Origin of the sequence: Klebsiella sp. GG_Kp146, from assembly GCF_040061975.1 — a bacterium.
GTDB classification, from domain to species: domain Bacteria; phylum Pseudomonadota; class Gammaproteobacteria; order Enterobacterales; family Enterobacteriaceae; genus Klebsiella; species Klebsiella quasipneumoniae.
Genome location: NZ_JBEAHA010000001.1, coordinates 394,085 through 420,377 on the forward strand (window position 1 = coordinate 394,085; position 26,293 = coordinate 420,377).

22 protein-coding genes are annotated in these 26,293 nt (G+C 63.9%); 19 read left to right on the forward strand and 3 right to left on the reverse strand.

The genetic code is table 11. The features are described from left to right. Positions 1–44 precede the first annotated feature (44 nt). Positions 45–2,147: an elongation factor G gene (gene fusA / locus ABLU95_RS01970; RefSeq protein WP_032453436.1), complete on the reverse strand. Its 2,103-nt coding sequence runs from the start codon at positions 2,145–2,147 to the stop codon at positions 45–47. A gap of 240 nt (positions 2,148–2,387) precedes the next feature. Here fusA and ABLU95_RS01975 point away from each other — a divergent pair, with 240 nt between their 5' ends. Continuing rightward, the gene (locus ABLU95_RS01975; RefSeq protein WP_023290335.1) at positions 2,388–2,696 is read left to right on the forward strand and encodes a helix-turn-helix domain-containing protein; all 309 of its coding nucleotides are present in this window, start codon (positions 2,388–2,390) and stop codon (positions 2,694–2,696) included. Between the two features lie 19 nt (positions 2,697–2,715). Here ABLU95_RS01975 and nifJ read toward each other — a convergent pair whose 3' ends face one another. Further along, entirely contained in the window at positions 2,716–6,228 is a 3,513-nt protein-coding gene (nifJ, locus tag ABLU95_RS01980; protein ID WP_348878685.1) for a pyruvate:ferredoxin (flavodoxin) oxidoreductase, read from the reverse strand. 403 nt (positions 6,229–6,631) lie between these two features. On the opposite strand from nifJ, the gene nifH reads away from it, so the two are divergent. The 14 genes from nifH (at position 6,632) to nifM (ending at position 20,249) form a co-directional block, all read left to right on the forward strand. Next, the gene (gene nifH / locus ABLU95_RS01985; protein ID WP_004203553.1) at positions 6,632–7,513 is read left to right on the forward strand and encodes a nitrogenase iron protein; all 882 of its coding nucleotides are present in this window, start codon (positions 6,632–6,634) and stop codon (positions 7,511–7,513) included. A gap of 16 nt (positions 7,514–7,529) precedes the next feature. Continuing rightward, on the forward strand, positions 7,530–8,978 hold the full coding sequence (nifD, locus tag ABLU95_RS01990; protein ID WP_032456353.1) for a nitrogenase molybdenum-iron protein alpha chain: 1,449 nt from the start codon (positions 7,530–7,532) through the stop codon (positions 8,976–8,978). A 55-nt stretch (positions 8,979–9,033) separates the two neighbouring features. Further along, positions 9,034–10,596, forward strand: coding sequence for a nitrogenase molybdenum-iron protein subunit beta (nifK, locus tag ABLU95_RS01995; protein WP_023290338.1), 1,563 nt, complete (start codon positions 9,034–9,036; stop codon positions 10,594–10,596). A gap of 39 nt (positions 10,597–10,635) precedes the next feature. Then, on the forward strand, positions 10,636–10,854 hold the full coding sequence (gene nifT, locus ABLU95_RS02000) for a putative nitrogen fixation protein NifT (RefSeq protein WP_004203557.1): 219 nt from the start codon (positions 10,636–10,638) through the stop codon (positions 10,852–10,854). A gap of 10 nt (positions 10,855–10,864) precedes the next feature. Then, the gene (locus ABLU95_RS02005) at positions 10,865–11,527 is read left to right on the forward strand and encodes a NifB/NifX family molybdenum-iron cluster-binding protein (RefSeq protein ID WP_087848922.1); all 663 of its coding nucleotides are present in this window, start codon (positions 10,865–10,867) and stop codon (positions 11,525–11,527) included. A gap of 586 nt (positions 11,528–12,113) precedes the next feature. Then, entirely contained in the window at positions 12,114–13,487 is a 1,374-nt protein-coding gene (gene nifE / locus ABLU95_RS02010) for a nitrogenase iron-molybdenum cofactor biosynthesis protein NifE (protein WP_065881004.1), read from the forward strand. 9 nt (positions 13,488–13,496) lie between these two features. Further along, positions 13,497–14,882, forward strand: a complete 1,386-nt coding sequence (gene nifN / locus ABLU95_RS02015) for a nitrogenase iron-molybdenum cofactor biosynthesis protein NifN (protein ID WP_086076218.1) — start codon at positions 13,497–13,499, stop codon at positions 14,880–14,882. After that, positions 14,869–15,339 (forward strand): NifB/NifX family molybdenum-iron cluster-binding protein, encoded by a 471-nt coding sequence (locus tag ABLU95_RS02020; RefSeq protein ID WP_065881000.1) that lies wholly within the window; start codon positions 14,869–14,871, stop codon positions 15,337–15,339. The genes nifN and ABLU95_RS02020 overlap by 14 nt, the downstream gene beginning before the upstream one ends. A gap of 194 nt (positions 15,340–15,533) precedes the next feature. Then, positions 15,534–16,373 carry a Fe-S cluster assembly protein NifU gene (nifU, locus tag ABLU95_RS02025; RefSeq protein WP_086076217.1) on the forward strand — a complete coding sequence of 280 codons (840 nt, stop codon included), beginning with the start codon at positions 15,534–15,536 and terminating at the stop codon, positions 16,371–16,373. Between the two features lie 15 nt (positions 16,374–16,388). Further along, positions 16,389–17,591 (forward strand): cysteine desulfurase NifS, encoded by a 1,203-nt coding sequence (nifS, locus tag ABLU95_RS02030; RefSeq protein ID WP_044524059.1) that lies wholly within the window; start codon positions 16,389–16,391, stop codon positions 17,589–17,591. Positions 17,592–17,606: 15 nt separating this feature from the next. Beyond that, entirely contained in the window at positions 17,607–18,749 is a 1,143-nt protein-coding gene (gene nifV / locus ABLU95_RS02035; RefSeq protein WP_023290345.1) for a homocitrate synthase, read from the forward strand. 2 nt (positions 18,750–18,751) lie between these two features. Continuing rightward, positions 18,752–19,009 (forward strand): nitrogenase-stabilizing/protective protein NifW, encoded by a 258-nt coding sequence (locus tag ABLU95_RS02040; protein ID WP_023290346.1) that lies wholly within the window; start codon positions 18,752–18,754, stop codon positions 19,007–19,009. After that, positions 19,006–19,449, forward strand: coding sequence for a nitrogen fixation protein NifZ (locus ABLU95_RS02045; RefSeq protein WP_023290347.1), 444 nt, complete (start codon positions 19,006–19,008; stop codon positions 19,447–19,449). Before ABLU95_RS02040 ends, ABLU95_RS02045 begins: the two co-directional genes overlap by 4 nt. Continuing rightward, positions 19,449–20,249, forward strand: a complete 801-nt coding sequence (nifM, locus tag ABLU95_RS02050) for a nitrogen fixation protein NifM (RefSeq protein WP_064154361.1) — start codon at positions 19,449–19,451, stop codon at positions 20,247–20,249. Before ABLU95_RS02045 ends, nifM begins: the two co-directional genes overlap by 1 nt. Before the next feature lie 22 nt (positions 20,250–20,271). Here the strand turns inward: nifM and ABLU95_RS02055 are convergent, their stop codons facing one another. Beyond that, on the reverse strand, positions 20,272–20,802 hold the full coding sequence (locus tag ABLU95_RS02055; protein ID WP_023290349.1) for a flavodoxin: 531 nt from the start codon (positions 20,800–20,802) through the stop codon (positions 20,272–20,274). A gap of 319 nt (positions 20,803–21,121) precedes the next feature. Between ABLU95_RS02055 and nifL the strand changes: the two genes are divergently transcribed. From nifL to ABLU95_RS02075, 4 genes are all read left to right on the forward strand, one after another. Then, on the forward strand, positions 21,122–22,606 hold the full coding sequence (nifL, locus tag ABLU95_RS02060) for a nitrogen fixation negative regulator NifL (protein WP_023290350.1): 1,485 nt from the start codon (positions 21,122–21,124) through the stop codon (positions 22,604–22,606). Next, positions 22,603–24,177 (forward strand): nif-specific transcriptional activator NifA, encoded by a 1,575-nt coding sequence (nifA, locus tag ABLU95_RS02065; protein WP_348878691.1) that lies wholly within the window; start codon positions 22,603–22,605, stop codon positions 24,175–24,177. The genes nifL and nifA overlap by 4 nt, the downstream gene beginning before the upstream one ends. 164 nt (positions 24,178–24,341) lie before the next feature. Continuing rightward, entirely contained in the window at positions 24,342–25,748 is a 1,407-nt protein-coding gene (nifB, locus tag ABLU95_RS02070; RefSeq protein ID WP_348878692.1) for a nitrogenase cofactor biosynthesis protein NifB, read from the forward strand. Further along, positions 25,748–26,263: a nitrogen fixation protein NifQ gene (locus ABLU95_RS02075; protein WP_101861986.1), complete on the forward strand. Its 516-nt coding sequence runs from the start codon at positions 25,748–25,750 to the stop codon at positions 26,261–26,263. Before nifB ends, ABLU95_RS02075 begins: the two co-directional genes overlap by 1 nt. Positions 26,264–26,293: the final 30 nt, after the last annotated feature.

Consider the following 26,293-nt stretch of genomic DNA (forward strand, 5'->3'; position numbering starts at 1 on the left):
CGTAGCCCGGGTAAGACGCCTCGCGTCGCACCCGGGAACGTTGCTTAACTTTTCGCGCGGCTGGCGATGATTTCATCCGCTACGTTGCGCGGCGCTTCCGCGTAGTGGTGGAACTCCATGCTGTAGGTTGCTCGTCCCTGAGACATCGAGCGCAGCGTGGTGGAATAACCAAACATCTCCGCCAGCGGCACATCGGCGCGGATGATCTGGCTGCCGAAGCGCTCTTCCATCCCCTGCACCATCCCGCGACGGGAAGAGAGATCGCCCATGATATTCCCGGCGTACTCTTCCGGCGTTTCCACCTCCACGTGCATCACCGGCTCAAGGATCACCGGGTCCGCTTTGCGCGCCCCTTCCCGGAAGCCGAAGATCGCCGCCATGCGGAACGCCATCTCCGAGGAGTCCACATCGTGGTACGATCCGAAGGTCAGGGTCGCTTTCACGTCAACCACCGGATAGCCCGCCAGCACGCCCGTGCCCATCGCTTCGCGCAGCCCTTTCTCCACGGAAGGGATGTACTCGCGCGGCACTACCCCGCCTTTGGTGGCGTCCTCGAAGACGAAACCGCTGCCCGGCTCCAGCGGCTCAAGGGTCAGCACGACGTGCCCGTACTGTCCTTTACCGCCGGACTGGCGCACAAATTTGCCCTCCACGTCCGTCACTTTCTTGCGCAGGGTTTCGCGGTAGGTGACCTGCGGACGACCAATGTTGGCCTCGACGTTAAACTCGCGCTTCATCCGGTCGACAATGATCTCCAGATGCAGCTCGCCCATGCCGGAGATAATCGTCTGGCCGGACTCTTCATCGGTATGCAAACGGAACGACGGATCTTCTGCCGCCAGTCGCTGCAGCGCGATGCCCATTTTCTCCTGGTCCGCTTTGGTCTTCGGCTCAATCGCCAGCGAAATCACCGGCTCCGGAAACTCCATCCGCTCAAGGGTAATCACCGCATCCGGGTCGCATAACGTATCGCCGGTAGTGACATCCTTCAGCCCAACGCAGGCCGCGATATCTCCGGCGTGCAGTTCGTCCACTTCGTGGCGATCGTTGGCCTGCATCAGGACGATACGCCCGATGCGCTCTTTCTTGCCCTTCACCGGGTTCCATACCGCATCGCCTTTCTTCAGCGTCCCGGAGTAGACGCGGATAAAGGTCAACTGGCCGACGTAGGGGTCGGTCATCAGTTTGAACGCCAGCGCCGACAGCGGCTCATCGTCGCTCGGATGGCGTTCCGCCGGCTGGCCTTTCTCATCCACGCCCTGTATCGCCGGAATATCCAGCGGCGACGGCATCAGCTCCACCACCGCGTCGAGCATGCGCTGCACGCCTTTGTTTTTAAAGGCGCTACCGCAGAGCACCGCCTGGATTTCACCCTTCACCGTGCGCTGGCGCAGACCGGCGACGATCTCCGCCTCGTCCAGCTCGCCGGTTTCGAGGTATTTATCCATCAGCGCGTCGCTGGCCTCCGCCGCCGCCGAGACCATTTTCTCCCGCCACTCGCGGGCAGTCGCCAGCAGATCGTCAGGGACCGGCCCGTAGCTGAAGGTCATGCCCTGGGTGGCGTCATCCCACAGGATGGCGCGCATTTTCACCAGGTCGACGACGCCGGTGAAATGCTCTTCGGCGCCAATGGGGATGACAATCGGCACCGGGTTGGCCTTCAGGCGGTCGATCATCATCTGCACCACGCGGAAGAAGTCCGCGCCGGGGCGGTCCATCTTGTTGACGAAGGCCAGCCGAGGGACATGGTATTTATTCGCCTGGCGCCAGACGGTCTCCGACTGGGGCTGCACCCCGCCGACGGAGTCATACACCATCACCGCGCCGTCGAGCACGCGCATGGAACGTTCCACCTCAATGGTGAAATCCACGTGCCCCGGGGTGTCGATGATATTGATCCGGTGCGGCTCGAAGCTGCGGTCCATACCCGGCCAGAAGCAGCTCACCGCCGCCGAGGTAATGGTGATCCCACGCTCTTGCTCCTGGGCCATCCAGTCGGTGGTTGCCGCGCCATCGTGTACTTCACCCAGCTTATGGCTCATCCCGGTGTAAAACAGGATGCGCTCGGTGGTGGTGGTTTTACCGGCATCGATATGCGCGGAGATACCGATGTTGCGATAACGTTCGAGGGGGATGGGTCGGGGCATGATGCGTCCTTAGTCGTTTTGACTGTCAGTCTGCGGTCGGAATGATCCGCAGTTCATTTCACTGCCGCTTATGATAGTACAATTGTACGAGTATATTCGAACTATTTTTACTATTATTATGATTGGTCAGGTTGCGGCGGCGCGCGTGGCATGAGAACAGGAGTTTGGGTATAGTAGCCGCCAGCCGCCGATACGGGCTGCGGCAGCCATGCGCCGCGCCACCGCCGACACAGGATTATTATGATCGCCAATCACCCCGAACGAGAACAAATTCGCCTGGAAAATGTCCTTTCCGCGCTCGGCAACCCGCTGCGACTGGAGATCATCCGCACGCTGGCCGACGGCAGCGAGCAGAGCTGCAACGCTCTGCGTCAGGAAGAGGTGGCCAAGTCCACCATGACCCACCACTGGCGCGTCCTGCGCGACAGCGGTGTGATCTGGCAGCGGCCTCAGGGACGGGAAAATATGATTTCGCTGCGCCGGGAAGATCTGGATGCCCGTTTTCCCGGCCTGCTGGATACGCTGCTGAACGTGATGCAGCAGTCGTGAATCGCTAACCTGCTGCCTGCTACTCCCCCGCCAGCCGCTGGTACTGCCTGAAACGGGCCCGGGCATCCTCCTCCGTTTGCCGGAACAGCGCGTCCGCCAGATCCGGGGTGGTTTTGTGCAGCGCGGCATAGCGCACCTCGCCAAGCAGAAAGTCGCGGAAGCTCTCTTCCGGCTCTTCGGAGTCCAGTATAAACGGCGTTTTGCCCTCGGCTTCGCGCTGTGGATGGTAGCGCCACAGGTGCCAGTATCCCGCCTCCACCGCCCGCTTCGCCTCGCGCTGACTGCAGCGCATCCCGGCTTTCAGGCCGTGGTTGATACAGGCGGCGTAGGCGATCACCAGCGACGGTCCCGGCCAGGCTTCAGCCTCGGCGATGGCCCGCAGGGTCTGATCTTTATCAGCGCCCATGGCGATCTGCGCAACGTAAACATTGCCGTAGCTCATCGCCATCATGCCGAGATCTTTTTTCCGCGTGCGTTTCCCCTGGGCGGCAAACTTGGCGATCGCCGCCACCGGGGTCGATTTGGACGACTGGCCGCCGGTGTTGGAGTAGACCTCGGTATCGAACACCAGAATATTGACGTCTTCCCCGCTGGCCAGCACATGATCGAGACCGCCGAAGCCGATATCGTAGGCCCAGCCGTCGCCGCCGAAGATCCACTGCGAACGCCGGACGAAATAGTCACGGTTCTGCCAGAGCTGCTCCAGCAGCGGAACCCCCTCTTTTTCCGCCGCCAGCAACGCACTGAGGCGGTCCGCACGCTCGCGGGTCCCCTCCCCCTCGTCCTGCTGCGCCAGCCATTGCCGCATCGCGGCGTGAAGCGCGTCGCTGACCGGCAGCGCCAGGGCGCGAGTCATCTCCCCGGCGATCTGTTGGCGGATCGCCTGGCCGCCGAGCATCATGCCCAGCCCGAACTCGGCGTTGTCCTCAAACAGCGAGTTTGCCCAGGCCGGCCCGTGGCCGCGGTGGTTGGTGGTATAGGGCATCGAAGGCGCGCTGGCGCCCCAGATCGAAGAGCAGCCGGTGGCGTTGGCGATCAGCATCCGGTCGCCAAACAGCTGGGTGATCAGCCGGGCATAGGGCGTTTCGCCACAGCCCGCGCAGGCGCCGGAAAACTCCAGCAGCGGCGTTTCGAACTGGCTGCCTTTGACCGTCGTTTTGCGAAACGGGTTGTCTTTTGGCGCCAGCCCCAGCGCGTAGTCCCAGACCGGGGCCATCGCGCGCTGGCTGTCGAGGGAGGCCATCTGCAGCGCCTTGCCGCGCGACGGGCAGCTCTCCACGCAGTTGCCGCAGCCGGAGCAGTCCAGCGGCGAGATAGCCAGATGATAGTGGTAGTCTTTGGCCCCCTGGGCCGGTTTGCTCAGCAGCCCGGCGGGCGCCGTATCCTGTTCTTCAGCGTTCAGCAACGCCGGGCGGATCGCCGCATGCGGGCAGACGAAGGCGCACTGGTTACACTGGGTGCAGCCGTCGGGCTGCCAGACCGGCACCTCCAGGGCAATGCCGCGCTTCTCCCAGGCGGCGGTGCCGGAGGGAAAGGTGCCGTCTTCCATCCCGGCGAAGGCGCTCACCGGCAGCAGGTCGCCGCGCTGGCGGTTCATGGGCTGCAGAATATCGCGGATGAAGTCCGGCATCAGGGTTGTCGCCTGGGGCGCCGGCGCATCGAGGGTCGCCCAGTGGGCGGGAACCGTCACCCGACGCAGCGCCGCCATCCCCAGCTCGATCGCCCGCTGGTTCATCTCAATGACGCTCGCCCCTTTGCTGCCATAGCTTTTCTCCACCGCCTGCTTGAGATAGTCCGCCGCAGTTTGCGGATCGATAATCGCCGTCAGCTTAAAGAACGCCGCCTGCATCAGCATGTTAAAGCGCCCGCCGAGGCCCAGCTCGCGGGCGATGTCCACGGCGTTGAGGGTATAAAAGTCGATCTTTTCCTGCGCCAGATAGCGCCGAACGCTGACCGGCAGGTGCTGCTCCAGCTCCGCCTCGGACCAGCTGCAGTTGAGCAAAAAGGTGCCTCCCGGCTTCAGCCCCTCCAGCAGGTCGTAGCGGTCGACATAGGATTGCTGAGAGCAGGCGATAAAATCGGCCCGTTGGATCAGGTAGGGCGAGGTGATTGGCCGGTCGCCAAAGCGCAGGTGCGAGACGGTGATCCCCCCGGACTTTTTCGAGTCGTAGGAAAAGTAGGCCTGAGCATAGAGCGGCGTGTTATCGCCGATGATCTTGATGGCGCTTTTGTTCGCCCCGACGGTGCCGTCCGAGCCCATGCCCCAGAATTTGCAGGCGGTGATCCCGGCGTGGGAGACCGCCAGCGGCACCTGCCGGGCGGGCAGCGAGGTAAAGGTGACGTCATCGACAATGCCCAGGGTAAACCCGTCCTTCGGCAGCGGCTGCCGAAGATTGTCAAACACCGCGGCGATATCGTTGGGCAGCACATCCTTACCGCCGAGGGCGTAGCGGCCGCCGACAATCAGCGGCGCATCGTCGCGTTGATAGAAAGCGTTTTTGACGTCGAGGCACAGCGGTTCCGCCTGCGCCCCCGGCTCTTTGGTGCGGTCAAGGACGGCAATGCGCTGCACGCTGGCGGGCAGTTGCGCGAAAAAGTGCGCCAGCGAGAACGGGCGATAGAGATGAACGCTGAGCAGCCCCACCTTCTCCCCCGCCGCATTCAGCGCATCCACCACCTCCTGGACGGTGTCGCACACTGAGCCCATGGCGATAATCACCCGCTCGGCGTCCGGCGCGCCGTGGTAATTAAACAGGTGATATTCCCGCCCGGTGAGCGCGGTGATCTTCGCCATATAGCTTTCCACCAGATCGGGCAGCGCGAGGTAGAAGCGGTTACCGGCCTCCCGCTCCTGGAAGTAGATATCCGGGTTTTGCGCGGTGCCGCGGATCACCGGGTGATCCGGATGCAGCGCCTGACGACGAAAGCGCTCCAGCGCCGGGCGGTCCAGCAGCGCCGCCAGTTGCTCATACTCCAGCACCTCGATCTTCTGTATTTCGTGCGAAGTGCGAAAGCCGTCGAAGAAGTTGATAAAGGGTATCCGCCCGGCGATCGCCGCCAGATGCGCCACCGCCGACAGGTCCATCACCTGCTGAACGTTATTCTCCACCAGCATGGCGCAGCCGGTCTGGCGCACCGCCATCACATCCTGATGGTCGCCAAAAATATTCAGCGAATTGGTCGCCAGCGCCCGGGCGCTAACGTGAAAGACGCCCGGCAGCAGCTCCCCGGCAATTTTGTACAAATTTGGGATCATCAGCAGCAGTCCCTGCGACGCGGTGTAGGTGGTGGTGAGCGCCCCCGCCTGCAGCGCGCCGTGCACCGCCCCGGCGGCGCCGGCTTCAGACTGCATCTCCATCAGGCGCACCGGCCGACCAAAGAGGTTCTTTTTCCCCTTAGCGGCCCATTCATCGACATTCTCCGCCATCGGGGTGGAGGGGGTAATGGGATAGATGGCCGCCACGTCGGTAAAGGCGTAGGAGATCCAGGCCGCCGCCGCGTTGCCATCCATTGTTTTCATGTTTCCGGACATCGTTCAATCCTCGAAGGTGAGCGTTCTCTTTACCGCGACAGCCCGCGGCAAACCCTGTTTCCTCTTCAAGCACAGCCTGTGCCAGCTCGCGGATTGCCGCCTGTCGCTTATTAATTCAACAGGTTAAGGGAAGAGAGGCGCAGGTCCGTCCGGCGGAATTGCGGGGAATAAGACACAGGGCGCGACAAGCTGTTGAACAGGCGACAAAGCGCCGCGCCGGGCCGGTGGCGGGAAATTGTTCTGTTTCGCACATTTGGTGGCGTTATTGTGCCGTTTGCGCAGGCCCCCGGCGCGGCCGGTTTACAGAAAACACTTATTTATCAGCAGACTGCATAAAAAATCACAGCTGGTATGTTCCCTGCACTTCTCTGCTGGCAAACACTCAACAACAGGAGAAGTCACCATGACCATGCGTCAATGCGCTATCTACGGTAAAGGCGGTATCGGTAAATCAACCACCACCCAGAATCTCGTCGCGGCCCTCGCCGAGATGGGTAAGAAAGTAATGATCGTCGGCTGCGATCCGAAGGCGGACTCCACCCGTCTGATCCTCCACGCGAAAGCCCAGAACACCATTATGGAGATGGCGGCGGAAGTGGGCTCGGTCGAGGATCTGGAGCTCGAAGACGTACTGCAAATCGGCTATGGCGATGTACGTTGCGCCGAATCCGGCGGCCCGGAGCCAGGCGTTGGCTGCGCCGGACGCGGGGTGATCACCGCCATCAACTTCCTCGAAGAAGAAGGCGCCTATGAAGAAGATCTGGATTTCGTCTTCTATGACGTCCTCGGCGACGTGGTCTGCGGCGGCTTCGCCATGCCGATCCGCGAAAACAAAGCCCAGGAGATCTACATCGTCTGCTCCGGGGAGATGATGGCGATGTATGCCGCCAACAATATCTCCAAGGGGATCGTGAAGTACGCCAAATCCGGCAAGGTACGCCTCGGCGGCCTGATCTGTAACTCGCGCAAAACCGACCGCGAAGACGAGCTGATCATCGCCCTGGCGGAGAAGCTCGGCACCCAGATGATCCACTTTGTTCCCCGCGACAACATTGTGCAGCGCGCAGAGATCCGCCGAATGACGGTGATCGAGTACGACCCGACCTGTCAGCAGGCCAACGAATATCGTCAGCTGGCGCAGAAGATCGTCAATAACACCAAAAAAGTGGTGCCGACCCCCTGCACCATGGACGAGCTGGAGTCGCTGCTGATGGAGTTCGGCATCATGGAAGAAGAAGACACCAGCATCATTGGTAAAACCGCCGCTGAAGAAAACGCGGCCTGAGCACAGGATCCTCACCATGACCAACGCAACAGGCGAACGTAACCTTGCGCTCATCCAGGAAGTCCTGGAGGTGTTTCCCGAAACCGCGCGCAAAGAGCGCAGAAAGCACATGATGATCAGCGATCCGCAGATGGAGAGCGTCGGCAAGTGCATTATCTCGAACCGTAAATCGCAGCCCGGGGTGATGACCGTGCGCGGCTGCGCCTACGCCGGCTCGAAAGGGGTGGTGTTTGGGCCGATTAAAGACATGGCCCATATCTCGCACGGCCCCATCGGCTGCGGCCAGTACTCGCGCGCCGGACGGCGCAACTACTATACCGGCGTCAGCGGCGTCGACAGCTTCGGCACCCTGAACTTCACCTCAGATTTTCAGGAGCGCGATATTGTCTTCGGCGGCGATAAAAAGCTGAGCAAACTGATTGAAGAGATGGAGCTGCTGTTCCCGCTGACCAAAGGGATCACTATCCAGTCGGAGTGCCCGGTGGGCCTCATCGGCGATGACATCAGCGCCGTGGCCAACGCCAGCAGCAAGGCGCTGGATAAACCGGTGATCCCGGTGCGCTGCGAAGGCTTTCGCGGCGTCTCGCAGTCGCTGGGCCACCATATCGCCAACGACGTGGTGCGCGACTGGGTGCTGAACAACCGCGAAGGGCAGCCGTTTGCCAGCACCCCGTACGATGTCGCCATCATTGGCGATTACAACATCGGCGGCGACGCCTGGGCCTCGCGCATTCTGCTGGAGGAGATGGGGTTGCGCGTAGTGGCGCAGTGGTCCGGCGACGGTACTCTGGTGGAGATGGAGAACACCCCGTTCGTTAAGCTAAACCTCGTCCACTGCTACCGCTCGATGAACTATATCGCCCGCCATATGGAGGAGAAACATCAGATCCCGTGGATGGAATATAACTTCTTCGGCCCGACCAAAATCGCCGAATCGCTGCGCAAGATCGCCGATCAATTTGATGACACCATTCGCGCCAATGCGGAAGCGGTGATCGCCAAATATGAGGGGCAGATGGCGGCCATCATCGCCAAATATCGCCCGCGGCTGGAGGGGCGCAAAGTGCTGCTGTACATGGGGGGGCTGCGGCCGCGCCACGTCATCGGCGCCTATGAGGATCTCGGGATGGAGATCATCGCCGCCGGCTACGAGTTTGCCCATAACGATGATTACGACCGCACCCTGCCGGACCTGAAAGAGGGCACTCTGCTGTTTGACGATGCCAGCAGCTATGAGCTGGAGGCCTTCGTCAAAGCGCTGAAGCCCGACCTCATCGGCTCCGGGATCAAAGAGAAATATATCTTCCAGAAAATGGGGGTGCCGTTCCGCCAGATGCACTCCTGGGACTATTCCGGCCCCTATCACGGCTATGACGGCTTCGCCATCTTTGCTCGCGATATGGATATGACCCTGAACAATCCGGCGTGGAACGAACTGACTGCCCCGTGGCTGAAGTCTGCGTGATTGCCCCTTCACTGTCCCGTCAGTCCACCGATTTGTGGCGCGGGAGGAGAACACCATGAGCCAAACGATCGATAAAATTCACAGCTGTTATCCGCTGTTTGAACAGGATGAATACCAGACCCTGTTCCAGAACAAAAAGAGCCTTGAAGAGGCGCACGACGCGCAGCGCGTCCAGGAGGTATTTGCCTGGACCACCACCGCCGAGTATGAAGCGCTGAACTTCCAGCGCGAGGCTTTGACCGTCGACCCGGCCAAAGCCTGCCAGCCGCTCGGCGCCGTACTCTGCGCGCTGGGGTTCGCCGGCACCCTGCCCTACGTCCACGGCTCTCAGGGCTGCGTCGCCTATTTCCGCACCTACTTTAACCGCCATTTTAAGGAGCCGGTGGCTTGCGTCTCCGACTCGATGACCGAGGACGCGGCGGTGTTCGGCGGCAACAACAACATGAATCTGGGCCTGCAGAATGCCAGCGCGTTGTATAAACCCGAGATTATCGCCGTCTCCACCACCTGCATGGCCGAGGTGATCGGCGACGATCTGCAGGCGTTTATCGCCAACGCCAAAAAAGAGGGATTTGTTGACGACAGTATCGCTATTCCTTACGCCCATACCCCCAGCTTTATCGGCAGCCATGTCACCGGCTGGGACAATATGTTCGAAGGGTTCGCGAAGACCTTTACCGCTGACTACGCCGGGCAGCCGGGCAAACTGCAAAAGCTCAATCTGGTGACCGGATTTGAGACCTATCTCGGCAACTTCCGCGTGCTGAAGCGGATGATGGCGCAGATGGATGTCCCCTGCAGCCTGCTCTCCGACCCTTCAGAGGTGCTCGACACCCCCGCCGACGGCCATTACCGGATGTACGCCGGCGGCACCAGCCAGCAGGAGATCAAAACCGCGCCGGACGCCATTGACACCCTGCTGCTGCAGCCATGGCAGCTGGTGAAAAGCAAAAAGGTGGTTCAGGAGATGTGGAATCAGCCCGCCACGGAGGTAGCCGTTCCGTTGGGTCTGGCCGCTACCGACGCGCTGCTGATGACCGTCAGTCAGCTGACCGGCAAACCGATCGCCGACGCCCTGACCCTTGAGCGCGGCCGGCTGGTGGACATGATGCTGGACTCCCACACCTGGCTGCACGGCAAAAAATTCGGCCTCTACGGCGATCCGGATTTCGTGATGGGCCTGACGCGCTTCCTGCTGGAGCTGGGCTGCGAGCCGACGGTGATCCTCAGCCATAACGCCAATAAACGCTGGCAAAAGGCGATGAAGAAAATGCTCGACGCCTCGCCATACGGCCAGGACAGCGAAGTATTCATCAACTGCGACCTGTGGCACTTCCGGTCGCTGATGTTCACCCGTCAGCCGGACTTTATGATCGGTAACTCCTACGGCAAGTTTATCCAGCGCGATACCCTGGCGAAGGGCAAAGCCTTCGAAGTGCCGCTGATCCGTCTCGGCTTTCCGCTGTTCGACCGCCATCATCTGCACCGCCAGACCACCTGGGGCTATGAAGGCGCGATGAACATCGTCACGACGCTGGTGAACGCCGTGCTGGAAAAACTGGACCACGACACCAGCCAGCTGGGCAAAACCGATTACAGCTTCGACCTCGTTCGTTAACCATCAGGCGCCCCGCCGCAGGCGGGGCCAGGAGGGAGTATGCCCATCGTGATTTTCCGTGAGCGCGGCGAGGCGCTGTATGCCTATATCGCCAAACAGGATCTGGAGGCCCGGGTGCTTCAGGTCGAACATGACGAGACGGACCGCTGGGGCGGCGCGATTGCCCTTGAAGGGGGACGTCGCTACTACGTCAATCCGCAGCCGGGGCGGCCGGTCTTTCCGATAAGCCTGCGCGCCACCCGCAGCACGCTGCTATAAGGAGCTGGAAATGTCCGATAACGATACCCTTTTCTGGCGTCTGCTGGCGCTGTTCCAGACGCTGCCGGAGCTGCAGCCGGTGCAAGTCGTCGACTGGCTGGCGCAGGAGTGCGGCGAAACCTTGACCCCGGAACGGTTAACCACCCTGACGCAGCCTCAGCTGGCCGCCAGCTTTCCTTCGGCGACGGCGGTGATGTCCCCGGCCCGCTGGGCGCGGGTCATCGCCTGCCTGCAGGGGGCGCTGCCCGGCCATTTGCGCATCGCCCGGTCACCCCAGCGGACGCCCCAGCTGCGGGTCGCCTTTTGTTCGCAGGATGGCCTGGTCATCAATGGTCATTTTGGCCAGAACCGGCTGTTTTTTATCTATGCCTTCGATGACCAGGGCGGCTGGCTGGCGGATCTGCGCCGCTATGCCTCCCCTTCGGCGACGTCTGACGCCAGCGAGATGCGCGCCAGGCTGCTGGAGGATTGCCATTTGCTGTTTTGCCAGGAGATCGGCGGGCCTGCCGCCGCGAGGTTGATCCGCCATCAGATCCATCCGATGAAAGCGCCGCCGGGCACGACGATCCAGGCCCAGTGCGAGGCGATCAATACGCTGCTGGCCGGCCGTTTGCCGCCGTGGCTGGCGAAGCGCCTCAACCGGGATAACCCTCTGGAGGAACGTGTTTTTTAATCGTTGTGTTGTGCTTGTTGCCCGCCGACCCCGCGGGCCTTTTTTTGCCCCTGCAGGTGACATCCTTTCTTTCAGCAAGGCAAGCGCCGCAGGACAGGGACAAAAGTGACAGCGGGGGGTTAGGCGCATCAGGAAAATTGGCGAGAACGCAGGCGCGCATCCAGGACTGGCCGCCAGGACGGCGGCCAGAGGGCGGTCGAGACAAGGATGTCGAGTCCGCCCGTTCCGCCAGATGAAGCCGGAGTGGAGCGGACCGCGCAGCGGCAATTTTCAGCGCCATGCGGGGGGTCATGGGGGGCGGGCGAAACGCCCCCCATGCCGTTCACCCGCAGAGGGCGCGATGAAATAGTGAGGAAGGTCGGTGAACGGAATATTCCACCTTATCGACGCTTCCCGTCATTCGCCAATATGCGGCAATACTGTCGCGGTAAATCCAGTTATCAGCGCGATAAATCATGCCTTACCCCTGTTTGATTGTTGCCTTTGTCGCAAAGCCCACAACCCTTTTTCCTTAAAAATCAACCCCCCTCTCCCTGGAGCGCGAATTGCATCACCTCCCCGGTCTCCCACCGTCAACGAGGTCACTATGAAGGGAAAGGAAATTCTGGCGCTGCTGGACGAACCCGCCTGCGAGCACAACCAGAAGCAAAAATCCGGCTGCAGCGCCCCTAAGCCCGGCGCCACCGCCGGCGGCTGCGCCTTCGACGGCGCGCAGATAACGCTCCTGCCCATCGCCGACGTCGCGCACCTGGTGCACGGCCCTATCGGCTGCGCGGGAAGCTCGTGGGATAACCGCGGCAGCGTCAGCGCCGGCCCGGCCCTCAACCGGCTCGGCTTTACCACCGATCTCAACGAACAGGATGTGATTATGGGCCGCGGCGAACGCCGCCTGTTCCATGCCGTGCGTCACATCGTCGACCGCTATCGCCCGGCGGCGGTCTTTATCTACAACACCTGCGTACCGGCGATGGAAGGCGATGACATTGAGGCGGTGTGCCAGGCCGCGCAGACCGCCACCGGCGTCCCGGTCATCGCCATTGACGCCGCCGGCTTCTACGGCAGCAAAAATCTTGGCAACCGGATGGCGGGCGACGTAATGCTCAGGCAGGTGATTGGCCAGCGCGAACCCGCCCCATGGCCGGACAACACGCCCTTTGCCCCGGCCCAGCGCCACGATATCGGCCTGATTGGCGAATTCAATATCGCCGGCGAGTTCTGGCAGGTCCAGCCGCTGCTCGACGAGCTGGGGATCCGCGTCCTCGGCAGCCTCTCCGGCGACGGCCGCTTTGCCGAGATCCAGACCCTGCACCGGGCGCAGGCCAATATGCTGGTGTGCTCGCGAGCGCTGATCAACGTCGCCCGGGGGCTGGAGCTACGCTACGGCACGCCGTGGTTTGAAGGCAGCTTCTACGGGATCCGCGCCACCTCCGACGCCTTGCGCCAGCTGGCGGCGCTGCTGGGGGATGACGACCTGTGCCGCCGCACCGAGGCGCTGATCGCCCGTGAAGAGCAGGCAGCGGAGCAGGCGCTAGCGCCGTGGCGCGAGCAGCTCCGCGGGCGCAAAGTGCTGCTCTACACCGGCGGCGTGAAATCCTGGTCGGTGGTCTCGGCCCTGCAGGATCTCGGCATGACCGTGGTGGCCACCGGCACGCGGAAATCCACCGAGGAGGACAAACAGCGGATCCGGGAGCTGATGGGCGACGAAGCGGTGATGCTTGAGGAGGGCAACGCCCGCACCCTGCTCGACGTGGTGTACCGCTATCAGGCGGATCTGATGATCGCCGGCGGACGCAATATGTACACCGCCTGGAAAGCCCGGCTGCCGTTCCTCGATATCAATCAGGAGCGGGAGCACGCCTACGCTGGCTACCAGGGCATCATCACCCTCGCCCGCCAGCTCTGTCTGACCCTCGCCAGCCCCGTCTGGCCGCAAACGCATGCCCGCGCCCCGTGGCACTAGGAGAACACCATGGCAGACCTTATCCGTAGCGAAAAACCGCTGGCGGTGAGCCCGATTAAAACCGGGCAACCGCTCGGGGCGATCCTCGCCAGCCTTGGGCTGGCCCAGGCCATCCCGCTGGTCCACGGCGCCCAGGGCTGCAGCGCCTTCGCCAAAGTTTTCTTTATTCAGCATTTTCATGACCCGGTGCCCCTGCAGTCGACGGCCATGGATCCGACCGCCACGATCATGGGCGCCGACGGCAATATCTTCACCGCGCTCGATACCCTCTGCCAGCGCCACAGTCCGCAGGCCATTGTGCTGCTCAGCACCGGTCTGGCGGAGGCGCAGGGCAGCGATATCGCCCGGGTGGTACGCCAGTTTCGCGAGGCGCATCCCCGCCATAACGGCGTGGCGATCCTCACCGTCAACACCCCGGATTTTTTTGGCTCCATGGAAAACGGCTACAGCGCGGTGATCGAGAGCATCATCGAGCAGTGGGTGGCGCCGACGCCGCGTCCGGGGCAGCGGCCCCGGCGGGTCAACCTGCTGGTCAGCCACCTCTGTTCGCCAGGGGATATCGAATGGCTGAGCCGCTGCGTGGAGGCCTTTGGCCTGCAGCCGGTGGTCCTGCCGGACCTCTCGCTGTCGATGGATGGCCACCTGGGTCAGGGGGATTTTACGCCCCTGACCCAGGGCGGCGCCTCGCTGCGCCAGATTGCGCAGATGGGCCAGAGCCTGGGCAGCTTCGCCATCGGCGTGTCACTGCAGCGGGCGGCATCGCTCCTGAGCCAGCGCAGCCGCGGAGAGGTGATCGCCCTGCCGCACCTGATGACCCTCGACCACTGCGATACCTTTATTCATCAACTGGCGAAGCTGTCCGGGCGCCGCGTACCGGCCTGGATTGAGCGCCAGCGCGGCCAGCTGCAGGATGCGATGATCGACTGCCATATGTGGCTGCAGGGCCAACGCATGGCGATGGCCGCGGAGGGCGACCTGCTGGCGGCCTGGTGTGATTTCGCCCGCAGCCAGGGGATACAGCCCGGCCCGCTGGTCGCCCCCACCAGCCACCCCAGCCTGCGCCAGCTGCCGGTCGAGCGGGTGGTGCCGGGGGATCTGGAGGATCTCCAGCAGCTGCTGAGCCAGCAACCCGCCGATCTGCTGGTGGCTAACTCTCACGCCCGCGATCTGGCGGAGCAGTTTGCCCTGCCACTGATCCGCGTCGGCTTTCCCCTTTTCGATCGGCTCGGCGAATTTCGCCGGGTCCGCCAGGGATACACCGGCATGCGCGACACGCTGTTTGAGCTGGCCAATCTGGTGCGCGACCGCCATCACCACACCGCCCTCTACCGATCGCCGCTTCGCCAGGGCGCCGACCCCCAGCAAGCTTCAGGAGACGATTATGCAGCCCATTAACCGTCAGTTTGAGATGGTCCACGCCGACGAGTGGTCGATGAAAGTCGCCTTCGCCAGCTCCGATTACCGCCATGTCGATCAGCATTTTGGCGCCACGCCGCGGCTGGTGGTCTACGGCGTCAAGGCGGATCGGGTCACCCTGCTGCGGGTGGTGGAGTTCCCGGTCGTCAGCGGCCATCAGACCGAGAAAATTGCCGAGCGCATCCACGCCCTGGAGGATTGCGTCACCCTGTTCTGCGTGGCGATTGGCGAGGCGGTTTTTCGCCAGCTGCTGCAGGTGGGCGTCCGCGCCGAACGGGTTCCCGATCAGACCACCATCCTCGGCTTACTGCAGGAGATCCAGCTCTCCTGGTATGAAAAAGCGCAGCGCCGCAGCGCGCGGCAACGCGATCCGCAGCGCTTTAACCGCCTGCTGGAGGAGCAGACGTGGCGGGAGGAGCCCGACCCGCAGCCCTGAGCCTGTCGTTTATGTGACAAAGCCCACAAAACGCCACAACAGTGTCGGCTCTGTCGGGGGCGGTTAACCCGCCAGGTCATTAACAAATAAGGTTTTTATGCGTTGGTACCGCAATTGCTTGGGGAACAGTACCACCGCCAGTCTGCGGTGCACCGCGCCCCGGCGTTTTCGTCATCATCCCTGGAGCTGACAGCATGTGGAACTACTCCGAGAAAGTGAAAGACCATTTTTTTCATCCCCGCAACGCGCGCGTGGTCGACAACGCCAACGCGGTGGGCGATGTGGGTTCATTAAGCTGCGGCGATGCGCTGCGCCTGATGCTGCGGGTTGATCCGCACACCGAGATCATCGAGGAGGCCGGCTTCCAGACCTTCGGCTGCGGCAGCGCCATCGCCTCCTCTTCCGCGCTGACGGAGCTGATTATCGGCCACACCCTGACCGAAGCCGGGCAGATCACCAACCAGCAGATCGCCGACTACCTCGACGGCCTGCCGCCGGAGAAAATGCACTGCTCGGTGATGGGCCAGGAGGCGCTGCGTGCGGCTATCGCCCATTTTCGCGGCGAAAGCCTTGAGGAGGAGCATGAGGAGGGCAAGCTGATCTGTAAATGCTTCGGCGTCGACGAAGGACATATTCGCCGGGCCGTGGTGAACAACGGCCTGACCACCCTCGAGGAGGTGATCAACTACACCAAGGCCGGCGGGGGCTGTACCACCTGCCATGAAAAAATTGAGCTGGCGCTGGCGGCGATCCTCGCCCAACAGCCGCCCGCCCCCCTGCCGGCGGAGACGGCCCACGATGCGCAGTGGCAAAGCGTGGTCGATACCATCAACGAGCTGCGCCCGCACATTCAGGCCGACGGCGGCGACATGACGCTGGTGAGCGTCACCCCGCGCCAGGTCACCGTCAGCCTCTCCGGCAGCTGCAGCGGCTGCATGATGACCGACATGACCCTCGCCTGGCTGCAGCAAAAGCTGATGGAGCGCACCGGAAGCTACATGGACGTGGTGGCGGCCCCGGCCGCGGTTAACTAACCCCAGGGGGACACAATGAAACCTGTTTATCTCGATAACAACGCCACCACCCGTCTCGACCCGATGGTTCTCGACGCGATGATGCCCTTTTTGACCGACTTTTACGGCAATCCCTCGTCGATTCACGATTTTGGTCTGCCGGCGCAGGCCGCCCTTGAACGGGCGCACCAGCAGGTGGCCGCTCTGCTCGGGGCCGACTACCCCAGCGAGATCATTTTTACCTCCTGCGCCACCGAGGCCACGACCACCGCCATCGCCTCAGCGGTGGCCCTGATGCCGGAGCGGCGCGAGATCATCACCAGCGCGGTCGAACATCCCGCCACCCTGGCGGTGTGCGAACAGCTGGAGCGCCAGGGATACCTGATCCACCGTATCGCCGTGGATCGGCAGGGCGCTCTGGATATGGCGCAGTTTCGGGCGGCGCTTAGCCCACGCGTGGCGCTGGTCAGCATCATGTGGGCCAATAACGAAACCGGCGTCATGTTCCCGGTGCCCGAGCTGGCGGAGCTGGCCCATGAGCAGGGCGCGCTGTTTCACTGCGACGCCGTGCAGGTGGTGGGCAAAATCCCGATGGCGCTCAGCCAGACGCGGATCGATATGCTCTCCTGCTCGGCGCATAAATTCCACGGCCCCAAAGGGGTGGGCTGCCTCTGGCTGCGGCGGGGAACGCGTTTTCGCCCGCTGCTGCGCGGCGGCCACCAGGCGCATGGCCGGCGGGCCGGGACGGAAAATATCAGCGGCATTGTCGGCATGGGCGCCGCCAGCGAGCTGGCGCAGGTCCACCTCCCGGGCATGGCGCAGATTAGCCAGCTGCGCGATCGCCTTGAACATCATCTCCTGAGCGCCATTCCGGCGGTAACGGTGATGGGCGGCAGCCAGCCGCGGGTGCCCGGCACGCTTAATCTGGCCTTCGAGTGCATTGAAGGCGAGGCGATCCTGCTGCTGATGAATCAGGCCGGGATCGCCGCCTCCAGCGGCAGCGCCTGCACCTCCGGCTCGCTGGAGCCGTCGCACGTCATGCGGGCGATGAATATCCCTTACACCGCGGCCCACGGCACCGTTCGCTTCTCCCTCTCGCGCTACACCCGGGAAAAAGAGATCGACTACGTCATCGCCGCCCTGCCTCCTGTTATCGACCGGCTGCGCGCCCTGTCGCCCTACTGGCGAAACGGCCAGCCGCTCCTGCAGGATGGCGCCTTCGCGCCGGTCTTCGGTTAAGACGGAGAGACGACAATGGGACGCGTACTGATCAATGACACCACCCTGCGCGATGGCGAACAGAGTCCCGGCGTGGCCTTCCAGGCCAGTGAAAAAATCGCCATCGCCGAGGCGCTGTACGCGGCGGGGATCGAGGCGCTGGAGGTCGGCACCCCGGCGATGGGCGAGGAGGAGTGCGCCCGTATCCGGCTGGTGCGCCGTCAGCTCCCGGGCGCCACGCTGATGACCTGGTGCCGGATGCAGGCCGGCGAAATTCGCCTGAGCGCCGAGCTGGGCATGGACTGGGTGGATATCTCCATCCCCGCCTCCGACAAGCTGCGGCAGTACAAACTGCGCGAGAGCTTACCGCTGCTGCTGGAGCGGCTGACGGGTCTGATCCACCTCGCCCATACCCTTGGCCTGAAGGTCTGCATTGGCTGTGAGGACGCCTCGCGGGCCAGCGACGCGACGCTACGGGATATTGCCCGGCAGGCCGGCGAGGCGGGGGCTGCCCGTCTGCGCTATGCCGACACCGTCGGTATCCTCGACCCGTTTACCACCGCGGCGCAGATCGCCGCCCTGCGTAACGTCTGGCCCGGCGAACTCGAGATGCACGCCCATAACGATCTCGGGCTGGCCACCGCCAACACCCTCGCGGCGGTACGCGCCGGGGCCACCAGCGTGAACACCACCGTGCTGGGCCTGGGCGAACGGGCGGGCAACGCGGCGCTGGAAACGGTGGCGCTCGGGCTGGAACGCTGCCTGGGCGTCGAGACCGGGGTGCGTTTCACCGCCCTGCCGGCGCTGTGCGAACAGGTGGCCCTCGCCACCCGCCGCCCTGTCGATCCCCAGCAGCCGCTGGTGGGCGAGCTGGTTTTTACCCATGAGTCCGGCGTGCACGTCGCGGCGCTGCTGCGCGACAGCGAGAGCTATCAGGCGATCGACCCCGCCCTGCTGGGCCGCGGCTATCGGCTGGTGCTGGGCAAACACTCCGGTCGCCAGGCGGTTAACGGCGTCTTCGACCGGATGGGCTATCACCTGACGTCAGCGCAAATTGACCAGCTGCTGCCGGCGCTCCGCCACTTTGCGGAAACCGGCAAACGCAGCCCGCGGGATGATGAGCTGGCGGCAATCTATCACGCGCTCTGCGGCGCCGAAACGCTGCAGGCCAGGGGGTAAGCATGGAGTGGTTTTATCAGATCCCCGGCGTAGACGACCTGCGCTCCGCCGACGCCTTCTTTCAGTTTTTCGCCGTTCCCTACCAGCCCGAGCGTCTGGCCCATTGCAGCCTGCCGGTGCTGGCCGCCTTTCACCGCAAGCTGCGGGCGGAAGTTCCCCTGCTCAACCAGCTGGAGGAGAACCCGCGCGCCCACTGGCTGCTGGCGCGCCGGCTGCTGGCGGAGAGTTATCAGCAGCAGTTCGAGGAGAACACGCCATGAGACCCACATTTACCTTTAGCGAAGCGGTCCGCGTCGTGCGCGCCATCCGTAACGATGGCACCTATGCGGGCCTGCCGTCCGGCGCCCTGCTGGTGCGCCGGGGCAGCATCGGCTATGTCCGCGACTGGGGGGTATTCTTGCAGGACCAGGTCATCTACCAGGTCCACTTCCCGGAGAGCGACCGGATCGTCGGCTGCCGCGAACAGGAGCTGATTGCCGGCGATCGTCCCTGGCTGGCGGGGAATCTGCAGTATGGCGATAACGTCACCTGCCAGACGGCGCTGACGTTGCAGGGCGAAGTGGTGGTCAACGTCGGTCAGCAGGGGCGTATTGAGGCCACCGATCGGGGCGAGCGCGGGGACGGCTATATCGTCGACTTCGGCGGCCGCTGGTTCCAGGTTCCGGTGACCGCGCTGGCCCTGGCAGAGGAGGAAGAATAATGCAGCCATGGCAACGATTTGGCCGGCGGCGGCTGGCGCAGAGCCGCTGGAACTGCGAACCGGCGGCCATCGCCGCGGCGGACCGGGAGGCCTTCGAGGCGGCCTGGCAGCGTCAGGCCAGCGTGGAGCAGGCGCTGGTCGCCGAGGTCGCGGCAGAGGCGATCCCCGCCGCGCTACGGGAAGGCCTCGCCGCTTCGCTGCGCCTCTGGCTGGATGAGGGCGGATTTACGCCGCCGGAGCGGGCGGCCATCGTCCTGCACCATGCCCGGCTGGAAACCGCCTTCGCCGGGATTGCCAGCCAGGCGCCGCTGCCGGATCCCACCGCGGTGCAGGCGTGGTATCTGCGGCATCAGGCGCAGTTTAGGCGCCCGGAACAGCGGTTGACCCGCCATCTGCTGCTCACCGTCGATGGCGATGAGCAGGCGGTTTACTCGCGCATCCAGGCGCTTCATGGGCAAATCGCGGCCTCCCGCGAGGCGTTTGCGCCGCTGGCCCAGCGACACTCCCACTGCCCGAGCGCGCTGGACGGCGGGCGACTGGGGTGGATCGGGCGGGGGTTGCTCTATCCGCAGCTGGAGGAGGCCCTGTTTGCGCTGACGGAAAATGCGCTGAGCGCGCCGGTGGCCAGCGAGCTGGGCTGGCACCTGGTATGGTGCGAAGCCATCCGCCCCGCCGCGCCGATGACGCCTGAACAGGCGCTGGAAAGCGCCCGTGAATACCTCATTCAACAGAGCCAGCGCCGCCACCAGCGCCAGTGGCTGGCTGAGATGTTAGCGCGCCAGCCGGGGCTGTGCGGGTAGCCGACAGGCCACCCGCCAGCGTCTACAGCAGGTGCGGTTTGATCTCCTCAAGCCAGGTCGCCAGACGCGTTTCGGTCTCGTCGAACTGGTTATCCTGGTCCAGCACCAGCCCGACAAACCGCTCCCCCTCCAGCGCCGATGAGGCGCTGAACTCATACCCCTCGTTCGGCCAGCTGCCGATCATCGTCGCCCCGCGGGCGCGCAGGGCGTCGTACAGCGGCCGCAGCCCGCTGGCGAAGTTATCGGGATAGCCGCGCTGATCGCCGAGGCCAAACAGCGCCACCGTTTTTCCCTGCAGGCTGACGTCGCCGAGGTTGCGGATAAACTCTGCCCACGACTCACTCTCGCCCCCGGCCTCAAGGCCCGGCAGCTGGCCGTCGCCCAGCGTCGGCGTGCCCAGCAGCAGGGCCGGGTAGGCCAGCAGGTCCGCCAGCGTGGCGCGGTTAATATTGACCGGGGCGGCGGCGGCCTCCCCCAGCTGCTTGTGGATCAGTTTCGCGATCTTGCGGGTTTTACCGGTATCGGTGCCAAAGAAAATGCCAATGTTCGCCATAGTACGCTCCTGTCGGAATGGTGTCGGAAATAGGGATTACCGCAGGGGTATTGCGAAGGCTGTGCCAGGTTGCCCTGCACCGTGACGGCTCATCCCTGCCCCATCAGGATCGCTTCCCGCCGCCGCAGCGCCCGCGCAAGGCGCCCCCGGCGGACCGAAAGGTAAAAATCAGCGGATTTTCCCCCTGTCGGATCAATGTTTCGTTCGGTCGTTTCGATAAGGGCGCACCGTTTGCATGGTTATCCGGGTTCGGCTCAGCCCGCCGCGATCCGCGCAGGGTGTCGGACAATTTGTCATAACTGCGACACAGGAGTTTGCGATGACCCTGAATATGATGCTCGATAACGCCGCGCCGGAAGCCATCGCCGGCGCGCTGACTCAACAACATCCGGGGCTGTTTTTTACCATGGTGGAACAGGCCTCAGTGGCGATTTCCCTCACCGACGCCAGCGCCAGGATCATCTACGCCAACCCGGCGTTTTGCCGCCAGACCGGCTATTCGCTGGCGCAATTGTTAAATCAGAACCCGCGCCTGCTGGCCAGCAGCCAGACGCCGCGCGAGATCTATCAGGAGATGTGGCATACCCTGCTCCAGCGTCAGCCGTGGCGCGGCCAGCTGATTAACCAGCGGCGGGACGGCGGCCTGTACCTGGTGGAGATTGACATCACTCCGGTGCTCAGTCCGCAAGGGGAACTGGAGCATTATCTGGCGATGCAGCGGGATATCAGCGTCAGCTATACCCTGGAGCAGCGGCTGCGCAACCATATGACTCTGATGGAGGCGGTGCTGAATAATATTCCCGCCGCCGTGGTGGTAGTGGACGAGCAGGATCGGGTGGTGATGGACAACCTTGCCTATAAAACCTTCTGCGCCGACTGCGGCGGCCGGGAGCTGCTCACCGAGCTGCAGGTCTCCCCAGGCCGGATGACGCCCGGCGTGGAGCAGATCCTGCCGGTGGCGATCCGCGGGGCCGCGCGCTGGCTGTCGGTGACCTGCTGGCCGCTGCCCGGCGTCAGCGAAGAGGCCAGCCGCTACTTTATCGACAGCGCCCTGGCGCGAACCCTGGTGGTGATCGCCGACTGTACCCAGCAGCGCCAGCAGCAGGAGCAGGGCCGCCTCGACCGGCTGAAGCAGCAAATGACCGCCGGCAAGCTGCTGGCGGCGATCCGCGAGTCGCTGGACGCCGCGCTGATCCAGCTGAACTGCCCGATTAACATGCTGGCGGCGGCCCGTCGGCTGAACGGCGAGAGCAGCGGCAACGTGGCGCTGGAGGCCGCCTGGCGCGAAGGGGAAGAGGCGATGGCCCGGCTCCAGCGCTGTCGCCCGTCGCTGGATCTCGAAAACCCCGCCGTCTGGCCGCTGCAGCCCTTTTTCGACGACCTGTGCGCCCTCTACCGCACCCGCTTCGATGCCGAGGGGCTGCAGCTGGACATGGCCTCGCCGCATCTGATCGGCTTTGGCCAGCGCACTCAGCTGCTGGCGTGCTTAAGCCTGTGGTTCGACCGCACCCTGGCCCTCGCCGCCGAGCTGCCTTCCGTCCCGCTGGCGATGCAGCTCTATGCCGAGGAAAACGACGGCTGGCTGGCGCTGTACCTGACCGACAACGTGCCGCTGCTGCAGGTGCGCTACGCCCACTCCCCCGACGCGCTGAATTCGCCGGGCAAAGGCATGGAGCTGCGGCTGATCCAGACCCTGGTGGCGCACCATCGCGGGGCCATCGAGCTGACTTCCCGGCCGCAGGGCGGCACCTGCCTGACCCTGCGTTTCCCGCTGTTTAACACCCTGACCGGAGGTGAAGCATGATCCCCGAATCCGACCCGGACACCACCGTCAGACGCTTCGACCTCTCTCAGCAGTTCACCGCCATGCAGCGGATAAGCGTGGTGCTGAGCCGCGCCACCGAGGCCAGCAAAACGCTGCAGGAGGTGCTCAGCGTATTGCACAACGATGCCTTTATGCAGCACGGGATGATCTGTCTGTACGACAGCGAGCAGGAGATCCTCAGTATCGAAGCGCTGCAGCAAACCGAGCAGCAGACTCTCCCCGGCAGCGCGCAGATCCGCTATCGTCCCGGCGAGGGGCTGGTGGGGACGGTGCTGGCCCAGGGGCAATCGCTGGTGCTGCCCCGGGTCGCCGACGATCAGCGTTTTCTCGACCGCCTGAGCCTCTACGATTACGATCTGCCGTTTATCGCCGTGCCGCTAATGGGGCCCAACGCCCGGCCCATGGGAGTGCTGGCGGCCCAGCCGATGGCGCGCCAGGAAGAGCGGCTGCCGGCCTGCACCCGCTTTCTCGAAACCGTCGCCAACCTCATCGCCCAGACCATCCGGCTGATGATCCTCCCGGCCTCCGCCACCCTGCCGGGCCGCCAGCCGCCGAAGGTGGAACGGCCGCCGGCCTGCTCGTCGTCGCGCGGGGTGGGCCTTGACAATATGGTCGGCAAGAGCCCGGCGATGCGCCAGATCGTGGAGGTGATCCGCCAGGTTTCGCGCTGGGACACCACTGTGCTGGTACGCGGCGAAAGCGGCACCGGGAAAGAGCTGATCGCCAATGCCATCCACCACCATTCCCCGCGGGCTAGCGCCGCCTTCGTCAAATTTAACTGCGCGGCGCTGCCGGACAACCTGCTGGAAAGCGAACTGTTCGGCCATGAAAAAGGCGCTTTTACCGGCGCGGTGCGCCAGCGTAAGGGGCGTTTTGAGCTGGCGGATGGCGGCACCCTGTTCCTCGACGAGATTGGCGAAAGCAGCGCCTCGTTCCAGGCTAAGCTGCTGCGCATCCTGCAGGAGGGAGAGATGGAGCGGGTCGGCGGCGATGAGACCCTGCGGGTGAATGTCCGCATCATCGCCGCCACCAACCGCCACCTGGAGGAGGAGGTCCGGTTGGGCCACTTCCGCGAGGATCTTTACTATCGCCTGAACGTGATGCCCATCGCCCTGCCCCCGCTACGCGAACGTCAGGAGGACATCGCCGAGCTGGCGCACTTTCTGGTGCGCAAAATTGGCCAGCATCAGGGGCGCACGCTGCGGATCAGCGAGGGGGCGATCCGTCTGCTGATGGAGTACAGCTGGCCGGGCAATGTTCGCGAACTGGAGAACTGCCTCGAACGATCGGCGGTGATGTCCGAGAGCGGCCTGATCGATCGCGACGTGATCCTCTTCACCCACCAGGAACGTCCGGCCAAAGCCCTGCCCGCCAGCGGGCCGGCGGAAGACAGCTGGCTGGACAACAGCCTGGACGAACGCCAGCGGCTGATCGCCGCGCTGGAAAAAGCCGGCTGGGTGCAGGCCAAGGCGGCGCGGCTGCTGGGGATGACGCCGCGCCAGGTCGCCTACCGGATCCAGATCATGGATATCACCCTGCCGCGTCTGTAAGCCACGGTGTCAGGTTCAGGACATTGTCGCCTGCGCGGCGGGAACGCGACAATATTTTGCCGCAGGGATGCGGAATAACACCTTTCTTTTCAGCATGATAAAAAATCCCTCTCTGGTATGCCCTTTGCAGCAGGAAGGTATCGCCCAACCATGAAGGTACGACCATGACTTCCTGCTCTTCTTTTTCCGGCGGCAACGCCTGTCAGTCGGCGGACGCCAGCGCGTTAGCGCCGCGGGTGGCCGATAAGGTCGCCGCGCACCCCTGCTACTCCCGCAGCGGGCACCACCGTTTCGCCCGGATGCATCTCCCGGTCGCCCCGGCCTGCAATCTGCAGTGCAACTACTGCAACCGTAAATTCGACTGCAGCAATGAATCCCGCCCCGGGGTGTCTTCGACGCTGCTGACCCCCGAGCAGGCGGTGCTGAAAGTGCGCCAGGTGGCCCAGGCCATCCCGCAGCTGTCGGTGGTCGGCATTGCCGGGCCCGGCGATCCGCTGGCCAATATGACCCGCACCTTCCGCACCCTGGAGCTGGTCCGCGATCAGCTTCCGGACCTGAAATTATGCCTGTCGACCAACGGGCTGATGCTGCCCGACGCGGTGGATCGCCTGCTGGAGGTCGGTGTGGATCACGTTACGGTGACCATCAATACGCTGGATGCCGGCATCGCCGGACAAATCTACGCCTGGCTGTGGCTCGACGGCGAACGCTACTGCGGGCGGGAAGCCGGGGAGATCCTGATAGCCCGCCAGCTGGAGGGGGTCCGCAGGCTGACCAACGCCGGGGTGCTGGTCAAGATAAACTCGGTGCTGATCCCGGGGATCAACGACAGCGGCATGGCCGAGGTCAGCCGTTGTTTGCGGGAAAGCGGCGCGTTTATTCACAATATTATGCCGCTGATTGCCAGACCGGAGCACGGCACGGTCTTTGGCCTCAACGGCCAGCCAGAGCCGGACGCCGGGATGCTCGCCGCGATCCGCAGCCAGTGCGGGGCCGCGATGCCGCAGATGACGCATTGCCACCAGTGCCGCGCCGACGCCATCGGCATGCTGGGCGAAGACCGCAGCCAGCAGTTTACCCAGCTGCCGGACCCGAACAGCCTCCCCGACTGGCTGCCCATCCTCCATCAGCGCGCCGAACTTCATGCCAGCCTCGCCACCCGGGGAGAGTCGGAGGCCGATGATGCCTGTCTGGTGGCCGTGGCCTCCAGCCGCGGCGAGGTAATTGATTGTCATTTTGGCCATGCCGACCGCTTCTCGATCTACAGCCTGTCTGCCGCCGGCATGGTGCTGGTGGGCGAGCGCTTTACGCCGAAATATTGCCGCGGCGAGGAGGAGTGCGAGCCGCAGGAGAGCGAAGCCAGACTGGCGGCGCTCCTCGCGCTGCTCGCCGACGTGAAAGCGGTGTTCTGCGTGCGTATCGGCCATACGCCATGGCAACAGCTCGAGCGACAGGGCATTGAGCCGCAGGTGGACGGCGCGTGGCGGTCGGTCGCCGAGGTGCTGCCCGCCTGGTGGCAGCGGCGGCGACAGAGCCTGGCGACATCGCGCCTGCGTCAGGGGGTCGCCTGATGGCGCCGGTCGACTGGTTGACCCACCTGTGGCGACGATATCACGCCGGAAAAGGCTGCTTTCCGCTGCGCATGGGGCTAAGCGTCGAGGCGTGGCTGGCCCTGCAGCAGCGGCTGGGCGAGGTGGCGACGCCGCTGGACAGCGAGGCGCTGAGCCGCCGCCGGCTGATGACGGAGCTGAATGCCACCCGCGACGAAGAGCGCCGCCAGCTGGCGCGATGGCTGGCGGAGTGGATCGCGCCGGGAGCCGAACCGATGGCGCCGATCGTCGCCGGGGCGGCGCTGGCGTTTAATCATCTATGGGAGGATCTGGGTCTGGATTCGCGGGCGGAACTGGGCCGGCTGATGAGCGACTGCTTTCCGCAGCTGGTGGCGCAGAATGTCCACCATATGCGCTGGAAGAAGTTCTTTTATCGCCAGCGCTGCCTGCAGTCGCAGGGGGAGATCGTCTGCCGCTCGCCGAGCTGCGACGAATGCCTGGAGCGTAGCCTCTGCTTCGAACCGCCGCCGCAATAGACACCCCGCAGGTGCCCCAAAAATGCCCCT